The sequence below is a fragment of the Kitasatospora sp. NPDC001664 genome, from assembly GCF_053596675.1.
The window spans coordinates 17289-44041 of record NZ_JBSFGS010000030.1 but is presented as its reverse complement, the minus strand read 5'-3'; the positions used below and the strand labels follow the sequence as shown (position 1 = coordinate 44041).

General features: G+C 71.3%; 27 protein-coding genes and 1 pseudogene. 23 read left to right on the top strand and 5 right to left on the bottom strand.

All coding sequences use genetic code 11. The features are described 5' to 3' along the window. Window positions 1-34 precede the first annotated feature (34 nt). The 16 genes and pseudogenes from rpsP to ACWCYY_RS32550 form a co-directional block, all read left to right on the top strand. On the top strand, window positions 35-466 hold the full coding sequence (gene rpsP, locus ACWCYY_RS32625) for a 30S ribosomal protein S16 (protein ID WP_184913873.1): 432 nt from the start codon (window positions 35-37) through the stop codon (window positions 464-466). A 2-nt stretch (window positions 467-468) separates the two neighbouring features. Beyond that, window positions 469-708, top strand: coding sequence for an RNA-binding protein (locus tag ACWCYY_RS32620; protein WP_030306741.1), 240 nt, complete (start codon window positions 469-471; stop codon window positions 706-708). 137 nt (window positions 709-845) lie between these two features. Then, window positions 846-1496: a ribosome maturation factor RimM gene (rimM, locus tag ACWCYY_RS32615; RefSeq protein ID WP_449798077.1), complete on the top strand. Its 651-nt coding sequence runs from the start codon at window positions 846-848 to the stop codon at window positions 1494-1496. 5 nt (window positions 1497-1501) lie between these two features. Beyond that, window positions 1502-2320 (top strand): tRNA (guanosine(37)-N1)-methyltransferase TrmD, encoded by an 819-nt coding sequence (gene trmD / locus ACWCYY_RS32610; protein ID WP_449798091.1) that lies wholly within the window; start codon window positions 1502-1504, stop codon window positions 2318-2320. Window positions 2321-2473: 153 nt separating this feature from the next. After that, a complete protein-coding gene (gene rplS / locus ACWCYY_RS32605; RefSeq protein WP_345285549.1) occupies window positions 2474-2824 on the top strand; it encodes a 50S ribosomal protein L19 in 351 nt (116 codons plus the stop codon). A 266-nt stretch (window positions 2825-3090) separates the two neighbouring features. After that, a complete protein-coding gene (lepB, locus tag ACWCYY_RS32600; protein WP_449798076.1) occupies window positions 3091-3789 on the top strand; it encodes a signal peptidase I in 699 nt (232 codons plus the stop codon). 229 nt (window positions 3790-4018) lie between these two features. Continuing rightward, entirely contained in the window at window positions 4019-4846 is an 828-nt protein-coding gene (gene lepB, locus ACWCYY_RS32595) for a signal peptidase I (protein WP_449798075.1), read from the top strand. A 237-nt stretch (window positions 4847-5083) separates the two neighbouring features. Next, window positions 5084-5995: a signal peptidase I gene (gene lepB, locus ACWCYY_RS32590; RefSeq protein ID WP_449798074.1), complete on the top strand. Its 912-nt coding sequence runs from the start codon at window positions 5084-5086 to the stop codon at window positions 5993-5995. A gap of 153 nt (window positions 5996-6148) precedes the next feature. After that, window positions 6149-6904, top strand: a complete 756-nt coding sequence (lepB, locus tag ACWCYY_RS32585; RefSeq protein WP_449798073.1) for a signal peptidase I — start codon at window positions 6149-6151, stop codon at window positions 6902-6904. A gap of 40 nt (window positions 6905-6944) precedes the next feature. After that, window positions 6945-7478: an NUDIX hydrolase gene (locus ACWCYY_RS32580; RefSeq protein WP_449798072.1), complete on the top strand. Its 534-nt coding sequence runs from the start codon at window positions 6945-6947 to the stop codon at window positions 7476-7478. Next, window positions 7475-7801: a DUF2469 domain-containing protein gene (locus tag ACWCYY_RS32575; RefSeq protein ID WP_057232326.1), complete on the top strand. Its 327-nt coding sequence runs from the start codon at window positions 7475-7477 to the stop codon at window positions 7799-7801. Before ACWCYY_RS32580 ends, ACWCYY_RS32575 begins: the two co-directional genes overlap by 4 nt. A 194-nt stretch (window positions 7802-7995) precedes the next feature. Next, entirely contained in the window at window positions 7996-8658 is a 663-nt protein-coding gene (locus tag ACWCYY_RS32570) for a YraN family protein (protein ID WP_449798071.1), read from the top strand. Between the two features lies 1 nt (window position 8659). Further along, window positions 8660-10312 (top strand): YifB family Mg chelatase-like AAA ATPase, encoded by a 1653-nt coding sequence (locus ACWCYY_RS32565; RefSeq protein WP_345285561.1) that lies wholly within the window; start codon window positions 8660-8662, stop codon window positions 10310-10312. Window positions 10313-10509: 197 nt separating this feature from the next. Then, entirely contained in the window at window positions 10510-11697 is a 1188-nt protein-coding gene (gene dprA, locus ACWCYY_RS32560) for a DNA-processing protein DprA (RefSeq protein WP_345285688.1), read from the top strand. 272 nt (window positions 11698-11969) lie between these two features. Further along, window positions 11970-12869 carry an RNA polymerase sigma factor WhiG gene (gene whiG / locus ACWCYY_RS32555; protein ID WP_449798090.1) on the top strand — a complete coding sequence of 300 codons (900 nt, stop codon included), beginning with the start codon at window positions 11970-11972 and terminating at the stop codon, window positions 12867-12869. A 241-nt stretch (window positions 12870-13110) separates the two neighbouring features. Further along, window positions 13111-13659, top strand: a pseudogene (locus tag ACWCYY_RS32550) (TetR/AcrR family transcriptional regulator); the annotation flags it as partial. Between the two features lie 162 nt (window positions 13660-13821). On the opposite strand, the gene ACWCYY_RS32545 reads toward ACWCYY_RS32550, so the two are convergent. After that, window positions 13822-14406, bottom strand: a complete 585-nt coding sequence (locus tag ACWCYY_RS32545) for a M23 family metallopeptidase (protein WP_449798070.1) — start codon at window positions 14404-14406, stop codon at window positions 13822-13824. 764 nt (window positions 14407-15170) lie between these two features. Here ACWCYY_RS32545 and rpsB point away from each other — a divergent pair. The 6 genes from rpsB to rlmN all read left to right on the top strand — a co-directional run bounded on the left by rpsB (window position 15171) and on the right by rlmN (window position 20960). Beyond that, window positions 15171-16055: a 30S ribosomal protein S2 gene (rpsB, locus tag ACWCYY_RS32540; RefSeq protein ID WP_449798069.1), complete on the top strand. Its 885-nt coding sequence runs from the start codon at window positions 15171-15173 to the stop codon at window positions 16053-16055. A 131-nt stretch (window positions 16056-16186) separates the two neighbouring features. Beyond that, entirely contained in the window at window positions 16187-17026 is an 840-nt protein-coding gene (gene tsf / locus ACWCYY_RS32535; RefSeq protein WP_345285566.1) for a translation elongation factor Ts, read from the top strand. Window positions 17027-17299: 273 nt separating this feature from the next. Continuing rightward, on the top strand, window positions 17300-18055 hold the full coding sequence (gene pyrH, locus ACWCYY_RS32530) for a UMP kinase (protein ID WP_345285568.1): 756 nt from the start codon (window positions 17300-17302) through the stop codon (window positions 18053-18055). A gap of 115 nt (window positions 18056-18170) precedes the next feature. Then, a complete protein-coding gene (gene frr, locus ACWCYY_RS32525; protein ID WP_345285570.1) occupies window positions 18171-18728 on the top strand; it encodes a ribosome recycling factor in 558 nt (185 codons plus the stop codon). Beyond that, window positions 18728-19777: a phosphatidate cytidylyltransferase gene (locus ACWCYY_RS32520; protein ID WP_449798068.1), complete on the top strand. Its 1050-nt coding sequence runs from the start codon at window positions 18728-18730 to the stop codon at window positions 19775-19777. The genes frr and ACWCYY_RS32520 overlap by 1 nt, the downstream gene beginning before the upstream one ends. Window positions 19778-19859: 82 nt before the next feature. Then, window positions 19860-20960 carry a 23S rRNA (adenine(2503)-C(2))-methyltransferase RlmN gene (gene rlmN / locus ACWCYY_RS32515; protein ID WP_402304487.1) on the top strand — a complete coding sequence of 367 codons (1101 nt, stop codon included), beginning with the start codon at window positions 19860-19862 and terminating at the stop codon, window positions 20958-20960. Between the two features lie 72 nt (window positions 20961-21032). Here rlmN and ACWCYY_RS32510 read toward each other — a convergent pair whose 3' ends face one another. From ACWCYY_RS32510 to ACWCYY_RS32495, 4 genes are all read right to left on the bottom strand, one after another. After that, window positions 21033-22181 carry a hypothetical protein gene (locus ACWCYY_RS32510; protein WP_449798067.1) on the bottom strand — a complete coding sequence of 383 codons (1149 nt, stop codon included), beginning with the start codon at window positions 22179-22181 and terminating at the stop codon, window positions 21033-21035. A 2-nt stretch (window positions 22182-22183) separates the two neighbouring features. Continuing rightward, entirely contained in the window at window positions 22184-22945 is a 762-nt protein-coding gene (locus ACWCYY_RS32505; protein ID WP_345285578.1) for an ABC transporter ATP-binding protein, read from the bottom strand. A 209-nt stretch (window positions 22946-23154) separates the two neighbouring features. Continuing rightward, window positions 23155-24531 carry an aspartate aminotransferase family protein gene (locus ACWCYY_RS32500; RefSeq protein WP_345285580.1) on the bottom strand — a complete coding sequence of 459 codons (1377 nt, stop codon included), beginning with the start codon at window positions 24529-24531 and terminating at the stop codon, window positions 23155-23157. Then, on the bottom strand, window positions 24528-25001 hold the full coding sequence (locus tag ACWCYY_RS32495) for an Lrp/AsnC family transcriptional regulator (protein ID WP_057232352.1): 474 nt from the start codon (window positions 24999-25001) through the stop codon (window positions 24528-24530). The genes ACWCYY_RS32500 and ACWCYY_RS32495 overlap by 4 nt, the downstream gene beginning before the upstream one ends. Before the next feature lie 270 nt (window positions 25002-25271). Here ACWCYY_RS32495 and ACWCYY_RS32490 point away from each other — a divergent pair, with 270 nt between their 5' ends. After that, window positions 25272-26717, top strand: coding sequence for a gamma-aminobutyraldehyde dehydrogenase (locus ACWCYY_RS32490; RefSeq protein WP_449798066.1), 1446 nt, complete (start codon window positions 25272-25274; stop codon window positions 26715-26717). Window positions 26718-26753: the final 36 nt, after the last annotated feature.

The following is a 26753-nucleotide window of genomic DNA, read 5'->3' as shown; positions in this document are numbered from 1 at the left end:
CTCACCCACGTCAACACCAGGAGAATCCACTCCCGTGGCAGTCAAGATCAAGCTCAAGCGTCTCGGCAAGATTCGCTCCCCGCACTACCGCATCGTCGTCGCCGACTCGCGCACCAAGCGTGACGGTCGCGCGATCGAGGAGATCGGCATCTACCAGCCGACCTACAACCCCTCGAAGATCGAGGTCGACACCGACCGTGCCCAGTACTGGCTGTCCGTCGGCGCCCAGCCGACCGAGCCGGTCCTCGCCATCCTGAAGCTCACCGGCGACTGGCAGAAGTTCAAGGGCCTGCCGGCTCCGGCTCCGCTGCTGGTTGCCGAGCCCAAGGTCGAGGACTTCTCGCACCTCTTCGCGAAGGCCGTCGCCGGCTTCGAGGACAGCACCACCGGTGTTGCCATCACCCCGAAGGCCAAGAAGGCTGACAAGGCCGAGGCCGAGGCCGACGCCGCTTCCACCGAGGCCTGATCGTGATCGAGGACGCCCTGGACCACTTGGTGAAGGGCATCGTCGAGCACCCCGACGAGGTACAGGTGCGCTCGCGCAACCTGCGTCGGGGGAACACCATCGAGGTGCGCGTGCACCCCGATGACCTCGGCAAGGTGATCGGCCGGGGCGGCCGCACGGCTCGCGCTCTGCGCACCGTGGTCGGCGCCCTCGGCGGTCGCAACGTCCGGGTCGACCTGGTCGACGTGGACAGCATTCGCTGACGTCAGATCGTCAGGATTCAGGGACCGGCCGGGACGCATGTCGTCCCGGCCGGTCCTTCTGCGTACCGGGGCACCCGCACGGGTGTCGCTCGTGTATTCATCGCTTCAAGGACCAGAGGATCAGGAGAAAGATCACCGTGCAGCTCGTCGTCGGCAAGATCGGCCGCGCCCACGGCATCAGGGGGGACGTCAGTGTCGAGGTCTGGACCGACGAGCCCGAACTGCGGCTCGGGCCCGGTGCGGTGCTGCTCACCGACCCGGCGTCGGTCGGTCCGCTGACCGTCGAGTCGGGCAAGGTGCACAGCGGTCGGCTGCTGCTGCGCTTCGCGGGGGTCAAGGACCGGAACGGGGCCGAAGCCCTGCGCGGCACCATGCTGATCGCGGAGGTCGATCCGGAGGAGCGCCCGGACGATCCGGAGGAGTACTACGACCACCAGCTGATCGGGCTCGACGTGGTGATGCTGGACGGCACCCTCGTGGGCGAGCTCACCGAGGTGGTCCACCTGCCGTACCAGGACCTGCTCACCGTCACCAAGCCCGACGGTACGGAGGTGCTGGTGCCCTTCGTCACCCGCATCGTGCCGACTATCGACCTGGAGAACCAGCGTGCGGTCATCGACCCGCCGCCCGGCCTGATCGACCCGGCCGACGCCGAGGTGGTCCGCGCGGACGCGGCCGAGCCGACCGAAGCGGATGAGACGGCCGAGGGCGCGGAAGCTGACGGTGCGTCGGCCGGCGGAACGCCCGACGAGGCCCCCGACGGTGCGCCCGGCGGGGCTCGCGCATGAGCGAGATGCGGATCGACGTCGTCACGATCTTCCCGGAGTACCTGGAGCCGCTGAACGTCTCCTTGGTCGGCAAGGCCCGTGCCCGGGGGCAGCTCGACGTCCACCTGCACGACCTGCGGTCCTGGACCACCGACGTGCACCGCACGGTGGACGACACTCCTTACGGTGGCGGCCCGGGCATGGTGATGAAGCCGGAGCCGTGGGGTGCGGCGCTGGACGCGGTGCTCGCTCAGGGGCCCGAGGGCGAGGTGCCGACCCTGGTCGTGCCGACCCCGAGCGGGAAGCCGTTCACCCAGGAGCTGGCCCAGGAGCTGGCGGGGCGTCAGTGGCTGGCCTTCGCACCGGCCCGCTACGAGGGCATCGACCGACGTGTGATCGAAGAGGCCGCGACCCGGATGCCGGTGGTCGAGGCGTCGATCGGTGACTACGTGCTGGCCGGCGGCGAGGTCGCGGTGCTGGTGATGGTCGAGGCGATCGCCCGGTTGCTGCCGGGAGTGCTCGGCAACGCGGAGTCCCACAGGGACGACTCCTTCGCGCCGGGTGCGATGGCGGACCTGCTGGAGGGGCCCGTCTACACCAAGCCCGCCGAGTGGCGCGGCCGCGAGGTGCCGGAGGTGCTGCTCAGCGGTCACCACGGCAAGATCGCCCGGTGGCGCCGCGAGCAGGCGTTCGCCCGTACCCTGGCGAACCGGCCGGACCTGGTGCAGCGCTGGCAGCACGGCGACTTCGACAAGAAGGAGCGCGAGGCGCTCAGCATCCTGGGGTTGGCCTGGGACCAGGAGCTCGGCCGATTTCGGTCCGCGGCGGAGGCTGTGGAAGAATAGGCGACTGTTGTCTGCCGTTGGGCTGCCTCCTTGGGAGCCAGTGGATCGGTGCCCCCGCCACGGGGGGATCGCCGAAGACCGAAACGGCCCGCAGCACACCCCATTGTGACGAACTTCCGTGGGCGGCCCGTGGCGCCTGCGATGGAGAGCAACATGAGCAACAAGCTCGCTGCTGTCGACGCGGCCTCGCTGCGTTCCGACATCCCGGCCTTCCGCGCCGGTGACACCCTGAAGGTCCACGTCCGGGTCATCGAGGGCAACCGCTCCCGTGTCCAGGTCTTCCAGGGCGTCGTCATCCGCCGTCACGGCTCCGGCATCGGTGAGACCTTCACCGTTCGCAAGGTCTCCTTCAACGTCGGCGTGGAGCGCACCTTCCCGGTGCACACCCCGGTCGTCGAGAAGATCGAGGTCGTGACCCGTGGTGCGGTCCGCCGCGCCAAGCTGTACTACCTGCGTGACCTGCGCGGCAAGGCCGCGAAGATCAAGGAGAAGCGCGACCGCTGATCCTCCGGCCTCCGGTCCGTCCGGAGGCCCGGAACGCTCGGTCGGGGCCGAGTCCCTTCGGGATAGGCTCTGCCCCGATGAGCACGCAAGAACCTGTCGCGGACCGCGACGGCACGGCCGTACCCCAGGGTGCGGACCCGCCGTCGCGGTCCGCGTCCGTTTCGGCCGTGGACCGAGCGCGGGGCGGGCCTCCGGAGGAAGAGCCCGGAGAAGCAGCCGGAGCGGTAGCAGAGGAAGCCGGAGGAGCCGGAGCACCGACTGACGTCGTGGACGGCACGGACGAAGCCGATGACTCCTCAGCCGGCTGGTCGACATGGGACCTCCTGCGGATCGGTGCGCTGGGTCTGCTGGTCCTGCTGCTGGTGAACGCCTTCGTGGTCCGCCCGTTCTCCGTCCCCTCCCGGTCGATGGAGGGCGCCCTCCAGCCGGGTGACCGCCTTCTGGTGAACCAGCTCGCCTACGTCTTCGGCGGTGAGATCGAGCGCGGGGACGTGGTGGTCTTCGACGGGACCGGCTCCTTCCTGCCTTACGCCGACGAGACACCGCCTGTGCGACGCTTCCTGTCGGCCGCGGGGCTCAACCCCGGTGACGGCTCCGTGTACGTGAAGCGTGTGGTCGGTGTCGGGGGTGACCGGGTGACGTGCTGTGGAACGGACGGGCGGCTCCGGGTCAACGGGGTGCCGTTGGACGAGTCGGCCTACCTGTACGCGGGTGACGCCCCGTCAACGGTGAGGTTCGACGTGGTGGTGCCGGCCGGCAAGCTCTGGCTGATGGGGGACCACCGGAGCGCCTCTCGTGATTCGCGGGATCACCTCGGTGAGCCGGGCGGTGGTTTCGTGCCCGAGTCGAAGGTGATCGGACGGGCGGACTGGATCGTCCTTCCGGTCGGTCGCTGGACCTCGCTCGACCGCCCCACGAGCTTCGCCCAGGTGGAGGGGACCGGTGGCCATGGGGGAGCGCGGTAGAGGGCGTGGCCTCGCCTCGCCCCCCGTTGCCGACGGGACCGCCGGCACGGGCATACCCGGTGGGGGCGGAGCGGCTGGTGTGACGGGCACGTCGAGTGGCGGGCCACGGACGCGGCCGGCCACAGGTGGGGCAGCGCCGGCCTCGACTCCCGCGCCGCGTGGCCGGGCCGAACGGCGCCGTAGCGCTCGCCGGGCCGCCCGGCGGCGCAGGCGTTCGCTGCTGCGCGAGGTGCCGCTGATCGCGGTGGTGGCCGTGCTGATCGCCCTGGCGCTCAAGACCTTCGCCGTCCAGGTCTTCGTGATCCCCTCGGGATCGATGGAGCAGACCATCCAGATCGGCGACCGGGTGCTGGTCGACAAGTTCACGCCGTGGTTCGGCAACGAGCCGTCCCGGGGTGAGGTGGTCGTCTTCAAGGACCCCGGAGGCTGGCTCGAACCCCAGCCCCGTGCGCAGGACGAAGGTGCCGTACTTCGGACCGGAAAGCGGCTGCTCTCGCACGTCGGCCTGCTGCCGTCCGACGACGAGCAGGACTTGATCAAGCGGGTGATCGGTGTCCCGGGAGACACCGTCGAGTGCTGTGAGGCGAGGGGCCGACTGACCGTCAACGGCGTTCCGCTGGACGAGCCTTACCTGGCGCCGGGCAACGCGCCCTCCAAGCAGCCGTTCAAGGTTACCGTTCCCCCGGGAAGGCTCTGGGTGATGGGTGACCACCGGGACCTCTCCGCCGACTCGCGCTACCACCTGGGCGAGGCCGGCCAGGGCACCATCCCCATGGACAACGTGCTCGGACGGGCCTTCGTGATCGCCTGGCCGCTTCAGCGGATGGGCCAACTCGACGTTCCCGGGGCTCTGTCGGCGCTTCCCGTGCAAGCCGGGGCGGGGGAGCGTAGCGTTCCGGGGGCGGGCGGAGGAACGAGCACACCTGACGGGACGAATCTCGCGGGTGCTCAGCCGGATCCGGCGAAACCTCCGCTCGTTATGGGTGTGTTGGGCTTCCTCCCGGCCCTCGTGCGGCCAAGGCGCGCAAGGGACCGGGACGGGCCGCTCGTCCGCTGATTCGTAGGTGCTGCCGTGTGGGAGCTCGGACGTCCCGGCCGGGAGTGGTAGAGAAGTGCTGGAGTGCTCGGTGCACGGTCCGATTGCCTCCGGCGACACGGTCGCTGAGTCGGTGTCAGACCCCGTTTCGGCGGGCAGTGCTGATGCGGGCTGACGGCCCGACGCAGAACGTGGTGCCCGCTGTGCGGCACTGTGAGCGCGGACGCGTGGGCGTCCGCACAGCTGGGAGGAGATGTTGTGGGGGATCTGGTGATCGGTGCCCGCTCTGGGGGCCCTGAGCCCGAGGGCGAGGGCCCCGAGCAGTTGGACGGCTCCGATCGATCCGGGCAGGCCGCTTCGGCGGCCTCGGACTCGACCGAGGAGACGCCGGAAGGCGGCGGGAAGAAGCAGGCCAAGCAGCGCTCGTTCTGGAAGGAACTGCCGATCCTGGTAGGCATCGCGCTGATCCTGGCGTTGGTGATCAAGACCTTCTTCGTCCAGGCCTTCTCGATCCCCTCGGGCTCGATGCAGAACACCCTGCAGATCGGTGACCGGGTCCTGGTCGACAAGCTGACGCCCTGGTTCGGGGCCGAGCCCGAGCGCGGAGAGGTCGTGGTCTTCCACGATCCGGGCGGCTGGCTGAGCGACGAGCCGGCGGAGCAGAGCGACAACGCCGTCGTCCGAGGCATCCAGGATGCGCTGAGCTTCATCGGTCTGATGCCTTCGGCCAACGAGAAGGACCTCATCAAGCGGGTCATCGCGGTCGGCGGCGACACCGTCGAGTGCGAGGGCACCGGGCCGGTCAAGGTGAACGGGATCGCGCTTGACGAGCCCTACATCTACCCCGGCAACACCCCGTGCGGCGACAAGCCGTTCGGCCGGGTGAACGTCCCCGAAGGCCGCATCTGGGTGATGGGCGACCACCGGGCGGACTCGCTCGACTCGCGCTTCCACCAGGACCAGCCCGGTGGCGGCACGGTGCCGGTGGACAACGTGGTCGGCCGCGCCTTCGTAGTGGCCTGGCCGATCGGCAACTGGGCCACGCTTCCCGTCCCGGACACCTTCGACCAGAAGGGGCTCGCCGCTGCCGCACTGCCGTACGCGCCGCCGGTGGCGGGCGCGGCGGTCGCAGTGCCGGCGGTCTGGTGGCTGCGGCGCAAGCGCAGCTGACGGTTGACCGGGCTGCTCCTGAGCAGCGCTCGGCTCTTGCGCGGGCCGTGGTACCGGCGAGTAATCTGCTCGCACGTGCCACGGCCCGTCGGTCTTCCCGGCCCCGCCGCGGCCTGCCCGCACGGAGTGTGGGCCGACCAGGAGGTGGCGACGGTGAGCGGTGTGATGAGCCCGGCGGCCCCGGCCCCGGCGGGGAAGAAGCCCGGGCGGAGTCCGGCGGCGGTCGTCCAGGGGCTGGTGATCGGCCTCGGCTTCCTGCTGATGGTCGGTTGCTTCGCGGCGATCGCGGTGCAGTACCGGCCGTACCGGATCCCGACGCAGTCGATGGAGCCCACGCTGCGGATCGGCGACACGGTGGTGGCCCGGTCGGTGCCGGCCGACAGCATCGGCCGCGGCGACGTGGTGGTCTTCCGGGACCCGCTGTGGGGCAACAGCACGATGGTCAAGAGGGTGGTCGCGGTCGGTGGTGACACCGTGGCCTGCTGCGATGCCCAGCACCGGCTCGTGGTGAACGACCACCCGGTCGACGAGCCCTACGTGGCTGATCCGAAGCTCGACGACCAGCGTTTCTCGACGACGGTCCCCGAAGGGCGCCTGTTCCTGCTGGGTGATCACCGGCTCGGCTCGCTCGATTCGCGGACCCACCTCGACCTGGCGGGCGGTACGGTGGCGGCGACCGAGGTGCTGGGACGGGTGGACGCGACGGTCTGGCCGGCGGGCCGGGCGGGAGTGAGCGGGCGCACCACCGCCTTCGACGGTCTGCCCGGCCGGCCGGCGGCGGAGGCCGGCCCGTTCGGGCTGCTCGCGTTCGGGACGGCGCTTGGTGCGGGCCTGGTCCTGCTGGCCTCGCTGGCCGGTGGCGTGGCGTCGCTGGCCGGGCGGCTGAGGAAGCGAGCGGGGCGGGGCTGAACCGCGAGGCCGCGCCGAGTCGGTCACGGAGGAGTCGGCGATGACGGTGGAGCGGCGTCGAGCGGCACGGGTGCTGCTGCTGGACGGTGAGGGCAGGCTGCTGCTGTTCCGAGGCACGGATCCCGCGGTCCCGGACGTGTACTGGTGGTTCACGCCCGGAGGGGGCGTCGAGCCCGGCGAGGAGCTGCGCGACGCGGCCCTGCGCGAGCTGGCGGAGGAGACCGGGCTGACCGGAGTGGAGCTCGGGCCGGTGGTGGCGTTCGACACGGTGACCTTCTCCTATCTGGGGAGGGGGTACGAGCAGGACCAGTGGTTCCACCTGGCGCGGACCGCGAGCACCGAGCTGCGCGTGCCCGAGGGGGACGGGACCGAGCACGCCCAGCTGCTGACGGCCCGTTGGTGGACGGTGGCCGAACTCCGGGAGACCGGGGAGACGGTCTACCCGGTGGAGCTGGCCGAGCTGGTGGAGCGATTGCTGGCCGATGGTCCGCCAGTCCGGCCGGTAAGGCTCTGCGGACGAGCGGGGTGGTCCACAATGGGGTGGACGTATCGAGCTGAGGGGACGCCTGGATGAGTGCCGAAGACCTCGAGAAGTACGAGACCGAGATGGAGCTCAAGCTCTACCGGGAGTACCGGGATGTCGTCGGCCTGTTCAAATACGTGATCGAGACCGAGCGGCGCTTCTACCTGACGAACGACTACGAGCTTCAGGTCCACTCGGTGCAGGGCGAGGTCTTCTTCGAGGTATCGATGGCGGACGCGTGGGTCTGGGACATGTACCGGCCTGCCCGGTTCGTCCGCAAGGTGAGGGTGCTGACCTTCAAGGACGTCAATATCGAGGAACTGGCGAAGAGTGATCTGGAGCTCCCGTCCGACGACGCGTCGTTCGGGAACTGAACCTCGGCAGCGGTCGAACTGCTGCCCGGAACGAGACATTGGACCGCCGATCACCGGTCTGTCCAGGGTGAATTCTCGGCACCACTCTTCCGAGTGAGCACCGTTGTCCACAGCCCCGGGTTTTCCACAGGCTGAAGACGCTTCCGACCAGTCGTCGGTCCATCGCGGCAACCTCCGGCATGGAGGTGATTGCCGTGCAGAGTTCCAACACCGGCCTCGGGCGGTACGGCGAAGAAGTCGCTGCCCGCTGGCTCGCCCAAGGCGGGCTGCAGATCCTCGAGCGCAACTGGCGCTGCGCCGAGGGCGAGCTGGACATCGTTGCGCTCGACGGGGACACGCTCGCCGTGTGCGAGGTGAAGACGCGGTCCGAGCGCGGGTTCCAGCAGCCCCAGGAGGGCATCGACCAGACGAAGGCCGAGCGGCTGCGCCACCTCGCCGAGCGCTGGCTCGGCGAGCGCTGGCCCGAGCACTTCGATCGGCTGGCAAGGGCGGTCGAGGCAGCTTCCGGACCACCGGGGGGCCAGTCGGTCGACCAGTCGGTCAAGGCATCGCCGACTGCGGTCACCGCCGGGGAAGGACCTGCCCCGGGAGGAGCCGTGGTCGACGCCGGACCGCCGGGAGCGGGTCCTAGTACGGGCCAGGGCGGGACCACCGGTGGCAAGGGCGACGGTGTCAGGGGCAGTCGCGCCAAGGGCAGTCGCGCCAAGGCGGCCAAGGGCGGCAGCCCGACACCTGCCCCGGAGCCCCCGATCCGGTCGGTCCCGCTGCCGCCCGGCGGTGTCCGCATCGACCTGGTGGCGGTGGTCAACCGCCTCAAGGGTGCCGCCCTGGTGGAGCACCTCAGAGGGGCGATCTGAGATGGCCTTCGCCCGCACCTGCTCGGTGGCCCTGGTCGGGGTGGACGGCGTGGTGGTGGAGGTCCAGGCGGACCTGGAGCCCGGTCTGGCCGCCTTCGCCCTGGTGGGACTGCCCGACAAGGCGCTCTCGGAGGCGAGGGACAGGGTGAGGGCTGCCGTGGTCAACAGCGGGGAGACCTGGCCCCAGCGGAAACTGACGGTGGGTCTGAGCCCGGCCTCGGTCCCGAAGGGGGGCAGCGGGTTCGACCTGGCCGTGGCCTGTGCGGTCCTGGCCGCGGCCGAGCGGCTCGAACCGGCCGTCATCGCCGACCTGCTGATCATCGGTGAGCTCGGCCTGGACGGACGGGTCAGGCCGGTCCGAGGAGTCCTGCCCTCCGTCCTGGCGGCCGCCGAGGCCGGGTACCGGCAGATCATCGTGGCCGAGCAGACCGCTGCCGAGGCGTCGCTCGTCCCCGAGGTCTCGGTCCGTGGTGTCCGCAGCCTCCGGCAGCTGATCGCCATGCTGACCGGTGCCCCGGCGCCTGACGATCCCTCACCCCAACTGGACGGGCGCCGTGACCCGTCGGTGGCCGGGCTGCTCCTGCCGGGAGCCGGCATCCGGGGGCTTACGGCAGAGAAGGCGGCCCTGCTCGACCTCGCCGACGTATCCGGGCAGCAGGAAGCCCGCCAGGCCTTGGAGATCGCCGCCGCCGGCGGCCACCACCTCTACCTGAAGGGGCCGCCGGGCGCGGGCAAGACGATGCTCGCGGAGCGGCTCCCGGCCCTTCTGCCGCCGCTGACCCAGTCCGAGGCGCTGGAGGTGACGGCGGTGCACTCGGTCGCCGGTCTGCTGCCCGTGGACCGGCCGCTGATCGACAGTCCGCCCTACTACGCGCCGCACCACTCCACCACGATGCCCGCGATCGTCGGTGGCGGCAGCGGGCTCCCCAGACCGGGAGCGGTCTCCTTGGCACACCGAGGGATCCTCTTCCTGGACGAGGCACCGGAGTTCCCCGTCCGGGTCCTCGACGCGCTGCGGCAGCCGTTGGAGTCCGGGGAGGTGACCATCGCCCGGTCTGCCGGTTCGGTCCGCCTGCCCGCCCGGTTCCAGCTCTGCCTCGCGGCCAACCCCTGCCCCTGCGGCAGGCATTCGCGCCGGGGCGAGGGATGTGAGTGCACGCCCACGATGGTGAGCCGGTATCAGGGCCGGCTCTCCGGGCCGTTGTTGGACAGGGTGGACCTCCAGGTGCAGGTGGCGCCGGTGACCAGGGCCGAGTTGATGGGGCGTGAGGGCAAGGCCGAGAGCACCCGGGAAGTCGCCGACCGGGTCCTGGTCGCTCGTGAGCGAGCCGCCGCCAGGATGGCCGAGACCCCCTGGCGCACCAATGCGGAGGTCCCCGGCCACACCCTCCGCACCCGTTGGGAGTTGGCGCCGGGCGCCCTGATCGACGCGGAGCGGGAGTTGGAGCGGGGCCTGCTCACTGCCCGCGGGCTCGACCGCGTGCTGCGGGTCGCCTGGACTGTCGCCGACCTGTGCGGGCACTCCAGCCCGACCAGGGTCGACGTCCGGGCCGCGCTGCAACTGCGGACGGGAGTCCAACGCGGCCTCCCCGCCGTGGAGCGGCCCGCCCACCCCGAAGGAGAGCCGGACGGCCACTTCGAGATCGAGCCCTGACACCCCTTCACAGCCCTCGTGGCCGGGCCTTCCCCAACTCCGCCGACACCGTGGAGGTACAGGTGAACCGCAGTCGACCCACCGTTGCCGAGTCCGACTCCCTGACCGAGCCCGGCACCCTGCCCGAGACCGAGCTCGGACCTCGCACCGAACCCCGGACCGGGCGCCGCACCGAGCCGCAGCCCGAGAGCCGGCACATCGGCGAGGACTGCGCCGCCAGTGACGGCACCCACCCTCCATCCTGGAAGGACAACCCCGAGCGGCGCGCCAGAGCCGCGCTCTCACGCCTCATCGAGCCGGGCGACGCCGTGATCGGGCGCTGGCTCGGACAGGTCGGCGCGGCCAGCCTGGTCGAGGCGATCCACCGCAGGGCGGAGCCCGGGTACCTGGACCTGGACGCCGACCGGCTCGCCGCCTACCGGGCCAGGCTTCCGCTCATCGACGTCGACGGTGACCTGGAACGGGTGCGATCACTCGGTGGGCGGTTCATCATTCCGGGCGACACCGAGTGGCCCTCCCAACTCGACGACCTCGGGGACGGCCGGCCGATCGGCCTCTGGATCCGAGGCTCGGGCTCCCTGCGGATGCTCGCCCTACGGTCGGTCTCGATGGTCGGCGCCCGGGCCTGCACCTCCTACGGGGCCCATGTGGCCGGAGAGCTGGCGGCCCAACTCGCCGAGCGGGGCTGGGTGGTGGTCTCCGGGGCGGCGTACGGAATCGACGCGGCGGCTCACCGGGGCACGCTCGCGGTCGGCGGTGTGACCCTCGCAGTGCTGGCCAGTGGGGTGGACGTGGCCTACCCGGCGGGCAACTCCGAGCTGATCGCCCGGATCGCGGCGCAGGGGCTGCTGCTGAGCGAACTGCCGCCTGGCGAGCACCCCAACCGGTTCCGCTTCGTCCTGCGGAACCGCGTCATCGCGGCCCTCACCCGGGGCACCGTCGTGGTGGAGGCGGCCCTGCGCAGCGGCGCTCTGAGCACGGCGCGCCGGGCCCGTGACCTCAACCGGCACACCATGGGCGTGGCCGGCCCCGTCACGTCCGAGCTCTCGGCAGGGGTCCACGCTCTGATCCGCAGCGGCGCGGCCACCTTGGTCACCGACGCCGCCGAGGTCAGCGAGCTGATCGGGGCAATCGGCGACGACCTCGCGCCGCGCCGGTCCGGGCCGGTTCTTCCCCGGGATCTGCTGACGCCGAACGTGGCCAAGGTGTTGGAGGCGGTCCCGGCCACGGCCGAGGGCGCGCCGCTCGAGCGGCTGGCACGGCAGGCGGGGCTGTCGCAGGACGAAGTCCAGCAGCGGCTGTACGAGTTGGGGTCCCTCGGCTTCGTCGAGAGGTGCGGCGCCCACTGGCGGCTCGCGCGCCGGGCGAGGTCCGGACGAGGGTGACGACCCGCCGGTCCGGTGGAGCGCGACGCGCCGATCGCACCACCGGATCGAGGGACGACCGAGTGGTGGTAGCACTGTGCAGCGACTCGATCACGCTACGCTCCCAGTGGCTTCCCTATCAGCACATGACTCGGCAGAACGGCGCAGACCAACGTATGCCCACACACATTCCCGGACGCAGGGTGACCGGTGGCCTCCGGTCCTCGGGAGGGCCAGGGCCGGGGGCCGAGGTGCGCCCGGCCGCCGAGGGACCGGCCAAGGCAGCAGGCGTGATGGGTGTGACCCGGCAGGCCGGCCGGGCGCACACCAGGGGGAACGCGGAGGAGGCGGCGGCCCCGGCGGGAGCCCGCGCGCCGGACGCCCGGCGTGAGCAGGCGTCGGCTACGCCCCCCGAGGGGGCTGCCACTGACGAACGGTCAGCCCTGGAGGTGCTCTGGCGCTCCTACAAGGAGTCCGGCGACGCCAGGTTGCGGGAACAACTGATCCTGCACTACTCGCCATTGGTCAAATACGTGGCCGGCCGGGTCGGGGTCGGGCTTCCCGCCAACGTCGAGCAGGCAGACTTCGTCTCCTCCGGGGTCTTCGGCCTGATCGACGCGATCGAGAAGTTCGACATCGACCGCGCGATCAAGTTCGAGACCTACGCCATCAGCCGCATCCGCGGCGCGATCATCGACGAGCTCCGGGCGCTGGACTGGATCCCACGCTCCGTCAGGCAGAAGGCCAAGGCGGTGGAGCGGACCTACGCCACCCTGGAGGCGCGTCTTCGCCGAACCCCGCACGAACCCGAGGTCGCGGCCGAGATGGGGATCGCAATCGAGGACCTGCACGCGATCTTCAGCCAGCTCTCGCTCGCCAACGTGGTGGCTCTGGACGAACTGCTGCACCCGGCCGGGGACGGAGGTGACCGGCTGAGCCTGATGGACACCCTGGAGGACACCGGCGCCGACAATCCCGTCGAGGTGGCGGAGGACCGCGAGCTGCGCCGGCTGCTGGCCACGGCGGTCAACACCCTCCCCGAGCGGGAGAAGACGGTGGTGACCCTCTACTACTACGAGGGCCTCACGCTCGCCGAGATCGGACAGGTGCTCGGCGTCACGGAGAGCAGGGTCAGCCAGATTCACACCAAGTCGGTGATCCAGCTACGGGCCAAGCTCTCCGAGGTCTGCTGACGGCTCGCGGCCGCAGTTCGCGCCGTGCGGGACGTCTGCTGACGGCTCGCTCACGGATGTCGGCCCGCGGCTGATGGGCCGACAGGTCGGCGTACGGCGCCGGCGGATTCGCAGCCACCCTCGGTGGAGCGCGCGCTGGGCGGCGTGCGCCGGGTGTGCTCTGACGGATTCGCGAGGCCCCGTCACCGGAGCGCTCCGGGCTCCGTACAGTAGGGGCGTGCCTAAGATCCGGGCGGCCACCGTGGCCGAGCATCGCCAGCTGCAGCACGCAGCGCTGCTCGATGCTGCCCGCACGCTGCTCACCGAGGGGGGCATGGAGGCGCTGACCTTCCCCGCACTCGCGGCGCAGGCCGGTCTCGCACGCTCCTCGGTGTACGAGTACTTCCGTTCGCGGGCGGCGGTCGTGGAAGAGCTCTGCGCCATCGACTTCCCGCTCTGGGCTGCCGAGATTGAGGCCGGGATGGCCGCTTCGGACGCCCCGGAGCAGAAGGTCGAGGCCTATGTCCGGGGGCAGCTCGCCCTCGCGGCGGACCCTCGGCACCGTGCGGTCGTGGCGATCTCGGCGCTCGAACTGAGCGACGAGGCGCGCGAGCGGATCCGGGCGGCCCACCACACCCTGGTCGACCTGGTGGTGCAGGCCCTGGAGGACCTCGGGCACGATCAGCCCAGGGTGGCGGCCGTGCTGCTGCAGGGAGTGGTCGAGGCCGCCGTGCGCCAGGCCGAGCGGCCGGGTGGCCCGGGCTCCGGCCCGGTCTCCGACTCGGCGGTGTCGATGGTGCTGCACGGTGTCTGCCCGGCACACCGTGAGGCTTCCGCCCACGGTGACGCCGACATCGCTGCCGCCATCACTGCCGACGCCGCTGCCCAGCGGCAGGCCGGAGCCCCGGCCGCGGACTGACGGAGGCCGCCCCTGAGGGCGGCCCCGTGCCGACGTGACGGTGGTCGGCCCGACTCAGCGCACGTCGAGCGGCAGCAGTCTGGCCCGTCCGGTGCCCAGCAGGGCCAGCGGATCGAGGTAGCGCTTCCCGCGCAGCAACCCCCAGTGCAGGCAGTCGCTGGCGCAGTGCCCGGCCCCGACGGCCAGCACCCCGATCGGTTGCCCGGCCGAGACCGCCGTGCCGACCGGGAGCCCGGTGACCGGTAGGTAGGTGGTCCGCAGAGCCGGGCTCCCCGAGCCGGGGTGAGTCACCGTCACCACCGGTCGGCCGCCCACCATCCCGGAGAACGACACCACCCCGGGTGCGGCTGCCCGGACGGTGTCGCCGAGCGAGGCCGCCAGGTCGACGCCCCGGTGGCCGGCCGCCCACCGGACCGGCGGCGGGTCGAACCGTTGCAGCAGCCCGCTCCGTCCGCCCACCGGCCAGGCCCGCCCGGGCCCCGGCCCGACGGCAGGACGGATCGCCGGAGCGACCACGGCCCGGGGTACAGCCCGGGGTACATGGGCCGCCCCCGTAGCCGCGTCCCGAGCCGTGCCGTGAGCGGTGGGCGGCTCCACCCCGACGAGCAGCACTGCGGCCAGCAGGACTGCCAACAGCACCAGCCGTCGATCGGGTCGGCCCGGCGGCCCGGAGCCGTCCCCGCCGGGTAGCAGGGCGAGCCCACCCTGGAAGTCCCGGGCCCGGACCCTCGCCCGGTACCGGTCCCACTCCCGGAGCCAGCCCGGGTCCCAGTCCCGGTGACGCTCCCGGGCTCCAGCACGAGCCCCGGCCCCGGCCCCGGGCCATCCCCGGGTGCGCGCCCGGCCCCAGGAGCGCACCCGGGGCCGGGGCCGGGGAGAGGAGGACGGAAACGAAACCACCGGACTGACGAGAGGATCGGTCATGCCGTGCAGGCTCCCGAGCGGCCGAGCTCCGGACCACTGCCCGGCCCGGCCCTGTGGACAAGGCCGTCCCTGTGGACGGCCGCCGTCCCCCGCAGGGGTGAACCCGAGGTGACCGGGCGGTCGGGGCGGCCCGGCAGTCCGTCCTCCGGTCCCTTCCCGCCACCGCCGGAGTCGCTCCTCGCTCGGGGCTTCCCGTACACTTCACACGCGACCCGGTCTCCCGGGTCGACTTCGCACGCCCCGCCACCGGCGGCCAGGCCACCCGCGAGGAGGCCGCCAGCCCGGTGCGAGTGCCGCTCGGTCCGCCGAGCCCGGTGCGGTCAGGACTCCGGTCCCGACCTGTGCCAGGCCGAGCGGCTCGGCACGTCCGGGGCGTCAGGCGTGACGGTCGCCCGACCGTCACGGAACAACCGAGAACCCCTGGCACCCCGCGGTCCGCACGGACCCGGCGCGCCGGGCAGAGCACAAGGAGCACGGCCATGGCCGTCGTCACGATGCGGGAGCTGCTGGAGAGCGGCGTCCACTTCGGTCACCAGACCCGTCGTTGGAACCCGAAGATGAAGCGCTTCATCTTCACGGAGCGCAACGGCATCTACATCATCGACCTCCTGCAGTCGCTGAACTACATCGACCGCGCCTTCGAGTTCGTCAAGGAGACCGTTGCCCACGGCGGCAGCGTCCTCTTCGTCGGCACCAAGAAGCAGGCCCAGGAGGCCATCGCCGAGCAGGCCACCCGCGTGGGCATGCCCTACGTGAACCAGCGCTGGCTCGGCGGTATGCTGACCAACTTCTCGACCGTCTACAAGCGCCTGCAGCGCCTGAAGGAGCTCGGCGAGATCGACTTCACGGACGTGGCCGGCTCCGGCCTCACCAAGAAGGAGCTCCTGGTCCTCCAGCGCGAGCACGACAAGCTGGAGAAGACCCTCGGCGGTATCCGCGACATGCAGCGCGTTCCCAGCGCCGTCTGGATCGTGGACACCAAGAAGGAGCACATCGCGGTCGGCGAGGCCCGGAAGCTCAACATCCCGGTCGTCGCCATCCTGGACACGAACTGTGACCCGGACGAGGTCGACTACAAGATCCCCGGCAACGACGACGCGATCCGCTCCGTCACCCTGCTGACCCGCGTCATCGCCGACGCCGTCGCCGAGGGCCTGAAGTCCCGCGCCGGTGTCGCCAAGGGCGATGTCAAGGCCGAGCCGGGCGCCGACCAGCCGCTCGCCGACTGGGAGAAGGACCTCCTCGAGGGCGAGAAGAAGGCCGAGGAGGCCCCCGCCGCCGCCGAGGCTCCCGCCGCTGAGGCCGTCGAGGCCCCCGCTGCCGAGGCCACCGAGGCTCCGGCCGTCGAGGCCGAGCAGGCCTGACGTACCAAGGGTGAGGGGCACCCGCCGGTACGACACCGGTAGGTGCCCCTCTCTCCCGTGCCGGGGCCTGGCCATCGCCACCCCGGCACCACTCCCCGCAGACACGCGAGACGCGAGAAGAGATTCACACCATGGCGAACATCTCCGCCGCGGACGTCAAGAAGCTCCGTGAGCTCACCGGCGCCGGCATGATGGACTGCAAGAAGGCTCTGGACGAGGCCGAGGGCAACGTCGAGAAGGCCGTCGAGCTGCTCCGCATCAAGGGTCAGAAGGGCGTTGCCAAGCGCGAGGGCCGTGACGCCTCCAACGGCGCCGTCGCCTCCGTGATCGCCGAGGACGCCCAGTCCGGCGTTCTGGTCGAGCTCAACTGCGAGACCGACTTCGTCGCCAAGGGCGGCAAGTTCGTCGAGGTCGCCAACACGATCGCCACCCACATCGCCGCCACCTCCCCGGCCGACCTCGAGGCCGCCCTGGCCTCCGAGATCAACGCCGGCCAGACCGTCCAGCAGTACGTGGACGAGGCCAACGCGACCCTGGGCGAGAAGATCGTCTTCCGTCGCTTCGCCCAGTTCGACGGTGACGGCTTCGTCGCGGTCTACCAGCACAAGTCCGACCCGGACCTGCCGCCCACCATCGGTGTCCTGGTCGAGCTGGACAAGCCGAACGCCGAGGTCGCCAAGGACGTCGCGCAGCACATCGCCGCCTTCGCGCCGAAGTACCTCTCCCGCGAGGAGATCCCGGCCGAGGACATCGAGAACGAGCGCCGCGTCGCCGAGGCCACCGCTCGCGAGGAGGGCAAGCCCGAGGCCGCCCTGCCGAAGATCGTCGAGGGTCGCGTCACCGGCTTCGTCAAGGAGAACTCCGTTCTGGAGCAGGCCTTCGCGAAGGACAACAAGAAGACCGTCGCCAAGGTTCTCGAGGAGAACGGCGTCACCCTCAAGCGCTTCGCCCGCTTCCGCGTCGGCGCCTGAGACCCGTTCCGAGCGCTTCCCGCCTAAGGTAGGAACCGCCCGGCCGCCCACCACAGGTGCGGCCAGGAACGCGCCGAACTGGCTCGACCAGCGCCACGAAGACAACGGGCGGGCCACGTCGGCACCATGAACGACGAGGAGGCCATTGCCGTGCAGGAGACCGTACCGGTTCCCGCGGCAGTGGCCTCCTCGCGTGTACGCGCAGGTCAAGGGGCCCGGCAGCGCCCGCCGGTGGCCCCGCCTGCGGACCAGTAGGTGGAGAAGGAGAAGTCGATGACGGAGACGCAGGAGACCGGGCAGGACGGCGGCCGCCGCCGGGTACTGCTCAAGCTGTCCGGTGAGGCGTTCGCCGGTGGCGGTGGCCTCGGCGTCGATCCGGACGTGGTGCACAAGATCGCCCGCGAGATCGCCACGGTGGTCCGGGGCGGCACCGAGGTGGCGGTCGTGATCGGCGGCGGCAACTTCTTCCGGGGCGCCGAGCTCCAGGTCCGCGGCATGGACCGGGCCCGCTCCGACTACATGGGCATGCTGGGCACCGTGATGAACTGCCTGGCGCTCCAGGACTTCCTGATCAAGGAAGGCATCGAGACCCGGGTCCAGACCGCCATCACCATGGGCCAGGTAGCCGAGCCCTATCTCCCGCTGCGGGCCGTCCGGCACCTGGAGAAGGGCCGCGTGGTCATCTTCGGCGCCGGTATGGGCATGCCGTACTTCTCCACCGACACCACCGCCGTGCAGCGCGCCCTGGAGATCCACGCCGAGGTGCTGCTGATGGGCAAGAACGGCGTCGACGGCGTGTACGACTCCGACCCCCGCACCAACCCCGGGGCGGTCAAGTTCGACTCGCTCGACTACACCGAGGTCATCTCGCGGGACCTCAAGGTGGCTGACCTGACCGCCATCACGCTGTGCAAGGACAACGACCTGCCGATCCTGGTCTTCGAGCTGCTGGCGGAGGGCAATATCGCCCGCGCGGTGAAGAGTGAGAAGATCGGCACACTCATCAGCCAGGATTCCGTACGGGCCTGAGCGGTCGTCAGCCGACGGTCGGTCAGCCGGCGGGCCGTCACCTGAGCAGCAACCAGCCGTCCGGGGCACCAACCGGTACGGGACAACAGCAGATGTACGGGACAGGGAGCAGACAGTGACCGAAGAGATCCTCTTCGAGGCCGAGGAGAAGATGGAGAAGGCCGTCCAGGTCGCGAAGGACGACTTCGCGGCCATCCGGACCGGCCGGGCCCACCCCGCGATGTTCGCCAAGATCGTCGCGGACTACTACGGCGCGCTGACGCCGATCAACCAGCTGGCCTCGTTCTCGGTGCCGGAGCCCCGGATGGCGGTCGTCACGCCGTTCGACAAGACCGCGCTCAAGAACATCGAGACCGCGATCCGCGACTCCGACCTGGGCGTCAACCCGTCCAACGACGGCTCGATCATCCGCGTGGTGCTGCCGGTCCTCACCGAGGAGCGCCGTCGCGAGTACATCAAGCAGGCCCGCGGCAAGGGCGAGGACGCCAAGGTCTCGATCCGCTCCATCCGCCGCAAGGCCAAGGACGGCATCGACAAGCTGGTGAAGGACGGCGAGATCGGCGAGGACGACGGCCGCCGCGCCGAGAAGGAGCTCGACGACGTCACCGCCCGCCACGTGGCGCAGATCGACGAGCTGCTGAAGCACAAGGAAGCCGAGCTGCTCGAGGTCTGATGCACGACGCTCCCGGGCGCCCGGCCTCGGCGCCCGACCGCTCTGCTGCGACCGCCCCCGGGCCGGAGTCCTCCGGCCCGGGGGTCGGTGCACCCCAAACGGGTCACGCGCGGCAGCGCCCGGTGTACCGACCGGGCACCCCGGCACAGACTCCTGTCATGCCGCACCATCCCACCCCGACGTCCGCCCCAGGGCAGGAGACAGCCGTGGCCCAGCCCGACCAGCAGCCCCGCAAGCAGCGGGGCGGCCGCAACCTCCAGGCGGCGATAGGAGTCGGGGTCGGCCTCGGTGCGGTCATCGTGGCCTCGCTGTTCTTCGTGAAGGTGCTCTTCCTCTTCGTGGTGATGGCCGCGGTCGGGGTCGGCATCTGGGAGCTCACCAGCCGGCTCACCGAGCGCAAGCAGGTCAGCGTCCCGCTGGTGCCACTGGTGGCGGGCGGCATCGCGATGCTGGCGGCCGGCTACTGGGCCGGGCCCGAGTGGGCCGCCGCCGCGCTGGCGCTGACCGGGCTCGCGGTGATGGTCTGGCGGATGTCGCAGCCGCCGGAGAACTACCTGCGCGACATAACGGCGGGCATCTTCACCGCCTTCTACGTGCCGTTCCTGGCCACCTTCGTGGTGATGATGCTGGCGGCCGACGACGGGCCGTGGCGCATCCTGCTCTTCCTGGTCGTCACCATCTGCAGCGACACCGGCGCCTACGCGGTCGGCTACAAGTTCGGCAAGAACAAGCTGGCCCCCACCATCAGCCCGGGCAAGACCCGGGAGGGCCTGGCCGGCGGCATCGGGCTGTCGATGATCGCGGGCGCGCTGCTGATGCAGTACGTGATCGACGACGGCGTCTGGTGGCAGGGCCTGATCCTGGGCGCCTGCGCGGCCGTCACCGCCACCCTGGGCGACCTGGCCGAGTCGATGATCAAGCGCGACCTCGGCATCAAGGACATGGGCACCCTGCTCCCCGGCCACGGCGGCATCATGGACCGGCTGGATTCGCTGCTGCCGACCGCCCCGGTGGTCTGGCTCCTGCTCGCCGCCTTCGTCGGCAGCTGACCGGCCGCGCTGACGCACCCTCAGAGGGGCCCCGGACGCCGTAGCGTCCGGGGCCTTTTCGATCTGCGACACTGGATGAATCATGCCTAAGCCCGGAGAACTCACCTTCGCTGCGCCGCGCGGCGCCAAGCCCCCGCGACACCTCGCCGACCTGTCCGCCGACGAGCGGAAGGCGGCCGTCGCCGAGCTGGGCGAGCAGCCGTTCCGCGCCAAGCAGCTGTCGAACCACTACTTCGGCCGCCTCTCGAACGACCCCTCGCAGTGGACGGACATGCCGGCCGCCAGCCGGGAGAAGCTGACCGAGGCGCTGCTGCCGGACCTGATGTCGGTGGTCCGGCACGTGTCCTGCGACGACGACGAGACCCGCAAGACGCTGTGGAAGCTGTTCGACGGCGTGCTGGTCGAGTCGGTGCTGATGCGCTACCCGGACCGGGTGACCATGTGCATCAGCTCGCAGGCCGGCTGCGGGATGAACTGCCCGTTCTGCGCGACCGGGCAGGCCGGGCTGACCCGTAACCTCTCCACCGCCGAGATCGTGGAGCAGATCGCCGCCGGGATGCGTTCGCTGCGCTCCGGGGAGATGCCGGGCGGTGAGGCGCGGCTGTCGAACGTGGTCTTCATGGGGATGGGCGAGCCGCTCGCCAACTACAACCGGGTGCTGGCCTCGATCCGCCGGCTGACCGACCCGGCGCCGGACGGCTTCGGGCTCTCCCAGCGCGGCATCACGGTCTCGACCGTCGGCCTCGTCCCGGCGATGTACCGGTTCGCGGACGAGGGGCTCTCCTGCCGCCTCGCGCTCTCGCTGCACGCGCCGGACGACGAGCTCCGCGACGAGCTGGTGCCGGTGAACACCCGGTGGAAGGTCGAGGAGGTGCTGGACGCCGCGTGGAACTACGCGGAGAAGTCCGGGCGCCGGATCTCCATCGAGTACGCGCTGATCAAGGACATCAACGACCAGGCGTGGCGGGCGGACCTGCTCGGCCGTCTGATCAAGAACCACCGGGTGCACGTGAACCTGATCCCGCTGAACCCGACGCCGGGTTCGAAGTGGACCGCCTCGCGGCCCGAGGACGAGCGGGAGTTCGTCCGCCGCCTCCAGTCGCACGGCGTGCCGACCACGGTCCGGGACACCCGCGGTCAGGAGATCGACGGCGCCTGCGGGCAGCTGGCGGCGGCCGGCTGACGAGCGGTCAGGGCGTACGGCGAAGGGCCCGGCGGACGGTGAGTCCGCCGGGCCCTTCGGCATGACCGGGGGTCAGGAGAGCGCGCCGGCCGCCAGGGCGGCGGTCAGGCCGCCGGTCAGCAGCAGCACCGTCCCGGCGGTGAGCACCCGGAGGACGGCGGCGCCGAAGAGGAGCCCGGGGGCGGCGCCGAGGCGGAGCAGGGTGGAGCTGACGGCCCGTCGGGAGTGGCGGACCTCGTTGGCCCGGGCGAGCGCGGCGGCCGCCGCGCAGGCGATCACCAGCACGGCGGCCAGGGCGGTCAGCGCCTCGCCGGTGCCGGGGCGGTCGCCCCAGTGGCGGAAGGCGGTGAGCACGGTGGCCGCGGTGAGGGCGAGCACCGCGAGCGGGACGGCGAGCCGGCGGGCCTCGGCGGTGAGGCCCCGGCCGGCCAGCAGCCGGAGCGGGCTCGGGCGGCCGAGGGCGAGCACCCGGCCCGCCAGGGCGAGCAGCGGCCCGGTGAGCATGGCCAGGCCCAGTGCGGCCATGGCCCAGCCGGCGAGGGCGGCGTGGCTGGTGTCGCCGAGGCCGCCGGGCAGGTCGACCGGGCGGCCGTCGGCGGCGGCGCCGGGCCGCAGGCCGTACAGCTCCAGGGCCGCGCCCGCCACCAGGAGGCCGAGGCCGGTGGCGGTCAGGGCGGTCGGGAAGCCGGTGCGGGCGGTGGTCTCGGCGCCGGTGGGCAGCGGGTCGGCGGCCGGGACGGCGAGTGCGGCGCACAGGCCCGCGGCGAGCGGGACGAGGGCCAGCAGGGTGACCGGCGCGGCCGCCGGGAGGGGGGTGCCCATGCCGAGGTCGGCGGCGAGCGAGGGGCCGGCGATGTCGTTGCGCAGCACCAGGAAGGCGAGCAGGGCGAGCAGGCTGCCCGCGCTGCAGGCGAGGGCGATCTCGCCGGCGATCAGCAGCCGGATGCGGACCGGGCCGGCTCCGGCGGCGGTGAGGCCCCTGATCCGCTCGGGCCGGGCGGCGGGCACCGCGCGGGCGGCCGCGGCGGCGAACCAGCCGACGGCGGCCAGTGGCGGCAGGCACCAGAGCAGCCGGGGGAGTGCGTCGGTGCCGGGGGTGCCGAGGGCGCGGCCGAGGGCGCGTAGCAGCAGCGCCGCCACCAGGGCGGCGGCGGTCGCGGTGAGGAGCCAGCGGAGCAGGTCGGCGGCCCGGTAGCCGCGGGCCAGGCGGAGGTAGAGCATGCTCAGCGCCCCGCGGGTACGGCGGTGGCGGGGCCGTGGCCGTTCAGGTTCTGCGGCGCCGTGCCCCGGCCGACCGGGACGGCGGGCCCGGTGAGCCGGCCGTCGGCGAGCGCGACGGTGCGGTCGGCGTACCGGGCGAGCTCCGGGTCGTGGGTGGCGAGCACCAGGGTGAGCTGGTGGGAGCGGGCGGCGGTCGCCAGTATCCGCAGGACCTGGTCCTGGGCCTCGCGGTGCAGCGGGGCGGTGGGGTCGTCGGCGAAGACCACCGGCGGCAGTGGGGCCAGGGCCCGGGCGACCGCGATCCGCTGGCGCTGGCTCTGCATCAGTTCGGCCGGGCGCTGCTTGGCGTGCTCGGCCACGTCGAGCCGCTCCAGCCACTCGGCGGCCGCGGTGTGGGCCGCCTTGTGGCCGACGCCGGAGAGCAGCAGGGGCAGGGCGACGTTCTCGCGGGCGGTGAGCTCCGGCACGAGGTGCGGCTCGGAGCCGACGAAGCCGAAGCGTTCGCGGCGCAGCCGCTCGCGGCCGGCCCGGCCGAGGGTGTGCACGGGGGAGCTGTTGAACCAGACCTCGCCCTCGTCCACGGGGAGCAGGCCGGAGAGGCAGCCGAGCAGGGTGCTCTTGCCGGAACCGCGGGGGCCGGTGACGGCGAGGACCTCGCCCTCCCGGACGCCGATCGAGACGCCGCGGAGGGCGGGGGTGCCGTGGTGGGACTTGACGATCCCCCGGGCCCAGAGCACGTCGTTGTCGGGCGGGGCCGCTGACATGAGGTCCATCCTGTGCCGAACGCGGATATGACAGTCGTCAGATTAGAACGACCGGGGCGGGTCGGGGTTGCGGCGCACTGAGCCGTTCAGGTCGCATTCCGGTCCGAAGAGTGACGAATCCGGCGTGTTGATCACCGGAAAACGCCGGAGGCGGCCCCCGGAAGGAGGCCGCCTCGGGCGGAGGGTGGGACGGAGAGCCTGTCAGGCCGTCAGATCTTGGCCCACGCGTCGGTCAGCGTCTGGCGCAGGATCTGCTCGATCTCGTCGAAGGTCGACTGGTCGGAGATCAGCGGCGGCGCCAGCTGGATGACCGGGTCGCCACGGTCGTCGGCGCGGCAGTAGAGGCCGTTGTTGTACAGCTCCTTGGAGAGGAAGCCGTACAGCACGCGCTCGATCTCGTCGTCGTTGAACGACTCCTTGGTGACCTTGTCCTTCACGAGCTCGATGCCGTAGAAGTACCCGTTGCCGCGGACGTCGCCGACGATCGGCAGGTCGTGGAGCTTGCCCAGGGTGCCGAGGAACTTCGACTCGTTGTCGAGCACGTGCTGGTTCAGGCCCTCGCGCTCGAAGATGTCGAGGTTGGCCAGCGCCACCGCGGAGGAGACCGGGTGGCCACCGAAGGTGTAGCCGTGCAGGAAGGCGTTGTCGCCCTTGTAGAACGGCTCGGCCAGGCGGTCCGAGATGATGGTCGCGCCGATCGGGCTGTAGCCCGAGGTCATGCCCTTGGCGCAGGTGATCATGTCGGGCTGGTAGCCGAACTTGTCGGCGCCGAACATGGTGCCCAGGCGGCCGAAGGCGCAGATGACCTCGTCCGAGACCAGCAGCACGTCGTGGCGGTCGCAGATCTCGCGCAGGCGCTGGAAGTACCCGGGCGGCGGCGGGAAGCAGCCGCCGGCGTTCTGCACCGGCTCGACGAAGACGGCGGCGACGGTGTCGGCGCCCTCGAACAGGATGGCCTGCTCGACCTGGTCCGCGGCCCAGCGGCCGTAGAACTCCGGGTCGACGGTGCCGTCCGGGCCCGCGAGGTACTCGGGGGCGCGGTAGATGTTGGTGTTCGGCGCCTTGTGGGTGCCCGGCACCAGCGGCTCGAACGGGGCCTTCAGGCCCGGCAGACCGGTGATGGACAGGGCGCCCTGCGGGGTGCCGTGGTACGCGATGGAGCGCGAGATGACCTTGTGCTTGGTCGGCTTGCCGGTCAGCTTGAAGTACTGCTTGGCCAGCTTCCAGGCAGTCTCGACGGCCTCGCCGCCACCGGTGGAGAAGAAGACCTTGTTCAGGTCGCCCGGGGCGTAGTTGGCCAGGCGCTCGGCCAGCTCGATCGCCTTCGGGTGGGCGTAGCTCCACACCGGGAAGAAGGCGAGCTCCTTGGCCTGCTTGGCGGCGGCCTCGGCCAGCTCCTCGCGGCCGTGACCGGCCTGGACCACGAACAGGCCGGCGAGGCCGTCGAGGTACTTCTTGCCCTTGTCGTCCCAGACGTAGACGCCCTCACCACGCACGATGGTGGGGACGGGGTTCTTCTCGTACGACGACATGCGGGTGAAGTGCATCCACAGGTGGTCGTAGGCGGTCTTGGAAAGGTCCGTCATCTGGTGCCCCAGGTGTAGGTCTGTTTCCGGAGCTTCAGGTAAACGAAGCTCTCGGTGCTCCGCACGCCGGGAAGGGCGCGGATGCGCTTGTTGATCAGTTCGAGCAGGTGCTCGTCGTCCTCGCAGACCAGCTCGGCCAGCAGGTCGAACGAGCCTGCGGTGCAGACCACGTAGTCGACCTCGTCGAGGGCGGCCAGCGCGTCGGCGACGGGCTCGATGTCACCTTCGACGTTGATCCCGACCATCGCCTGCCGGGTGAAGCCGACGGTGAGGGGGTCGGTCACGGCGACGATCTGCATCACGCCCTGGTCGAGCAGCTTCTGGACCCGCTGACGCACGGCCGCCTCGGACAGGCCGACGGCCTTGCCGATGGCGGCGTACGGGCGGCGCCCGTCCTCCTGGAGCTGCTCGATGATCGCCTTGGAGGCGGCGTCGAGGGGAACGCTGGCGTTCCGGTCGCGGTTGGCCACGTCGCCACTGTGCCTGATCGTTTCGTCAGGCGCAACTGCTCCTGCTGCTGATTTCGTCGCTGTTTCCGATTTGGCCTGCGGATTACGTAGCCCTTATGTCGATGGGCTGTCGAGAACGGAAGCCAACCGGCTACTCTGGTCAGGTACACGCGAAGGCGGGTACGCACCCAACCGTGGACCGGCGCTTCCCAGCCGGCCGCCCGGCGCCCAGAGGTACCCTGGCGCCGGTGTCCCTGCAACGTGGCAGGCCCCGACCGAGGAGAGACTTCCGTGAGCGAGCTTCAGACGCTGCGCAACTACGTCAACGGTGAGTTCGTCGATGCGGCCGACGGCCGCACGCTCGACGTGATCGACCCGACCACCGGCGAGGTGTACGCGACGTCCCCGCTGTCGGGCGCCGCCGACGTGGACGCCGCCATGGACGCCGCCGCCGCGGCCTTCCCGGCCTGGCGCGACGCCACCCCCTCCACCCGGCAGAAGCTGCTGCTGAAGATCGCCGACGCGGTCGAGGCGCGCGCCGACGAGATCGTGGACGCCGAGGTCCGCAACACCGGCAAGCCGCGCGGGCTGACCCTCTCCGAGGAGATCGGCCCGATGGTGGACCAGCTGCGCTTCTTCGCCGGCGCCGCCCGTCTGCTGGAGGGCAAGGCCGCCGGTGAGTACATGGACGGCATGACCTCGATCGTCCGCCGCGAGCCGGTCGGCGTCTGCGCCCAGGTCGCGCCGTGGAACTACCCGATGATGATGGCCGTGTGGAAGTTCGCCCCGGCCATCGCCGCGGGCAACACCGTGGTCCTCAAGCCCTCGGACACCACCCCGGCCTCCACCGTGCTGCTGGCCGAGATCATCGGCGGCGTGCTCAAGGACCTGGAGCTGCCGGCCGGCATCTTCAACGTGATCTGCGGTGACCGCGAGTCCGGCCGTCTGATGGTCGAGCACTCCACCCCGGCGATGGCCTCCATCACCGGCTCGGTCCGCGCCGGCATCCAGGTCGCCGAGTCGGCCGCCAAGGACGTCAAGCGGGTCCACCTGGAGCTGGGCGGCAAGGCCCCGGTCGTGGTGTTCGAGGACGCCGACATCGCCGAGGCCGTCGAGGGCATCTCGGTCGCCGGGTACTTCAACGCCGGCCAGGACTGCACCGCCGCCACCCGCGTGCTGGTGCACGAGTCGATCCACGACGAGTTCGTCGCCGCGCTGGCCAAGGCCGCCTCGGAGACCAAGACCGGCGGCGTGGACGACGAGGACGTGCTCTACGGCCCGCTGAACAACGCCAACCAGCTCAAGCAGGTGGCCGGCTTCATCGAGCGACTGCCCGCCCACGCCAAGGTCGAGGCCGGTGGCCACCGGGTCGGCGAGGTCGGCTACTTCTACGCCCCGACCGTGGTCTCCGGCCTGAACCAGGACGACGAGATCATCCAGAACGAGGTCTTCGGCCCGGTCATCACCGTGCAGAAGTTCTCCGACGAGGACCAGGCCGTCGGCTACGCCAACGGCGTCGAGTACGCGCTGGCCTCCTCGGTCTGGACCAAGGACCACGCCCGCGCCATGCGGATGTCCCGTCGCCTGGACTTCGGCTGCGTCTGGATCAACACCCACATCCCGCTGGTCGCGGAGATGCCGCACGGTGGCTTCAAGAAGTCCGGCTACGGCAAGGACCTGTCGTCGTACGGCTTCGAGGACTACACCCGGGTCAAGCACGTGATGACCGCGATCTAGCGGGTCGTCACCGTCGGGCGCAGCATGACCGCGATC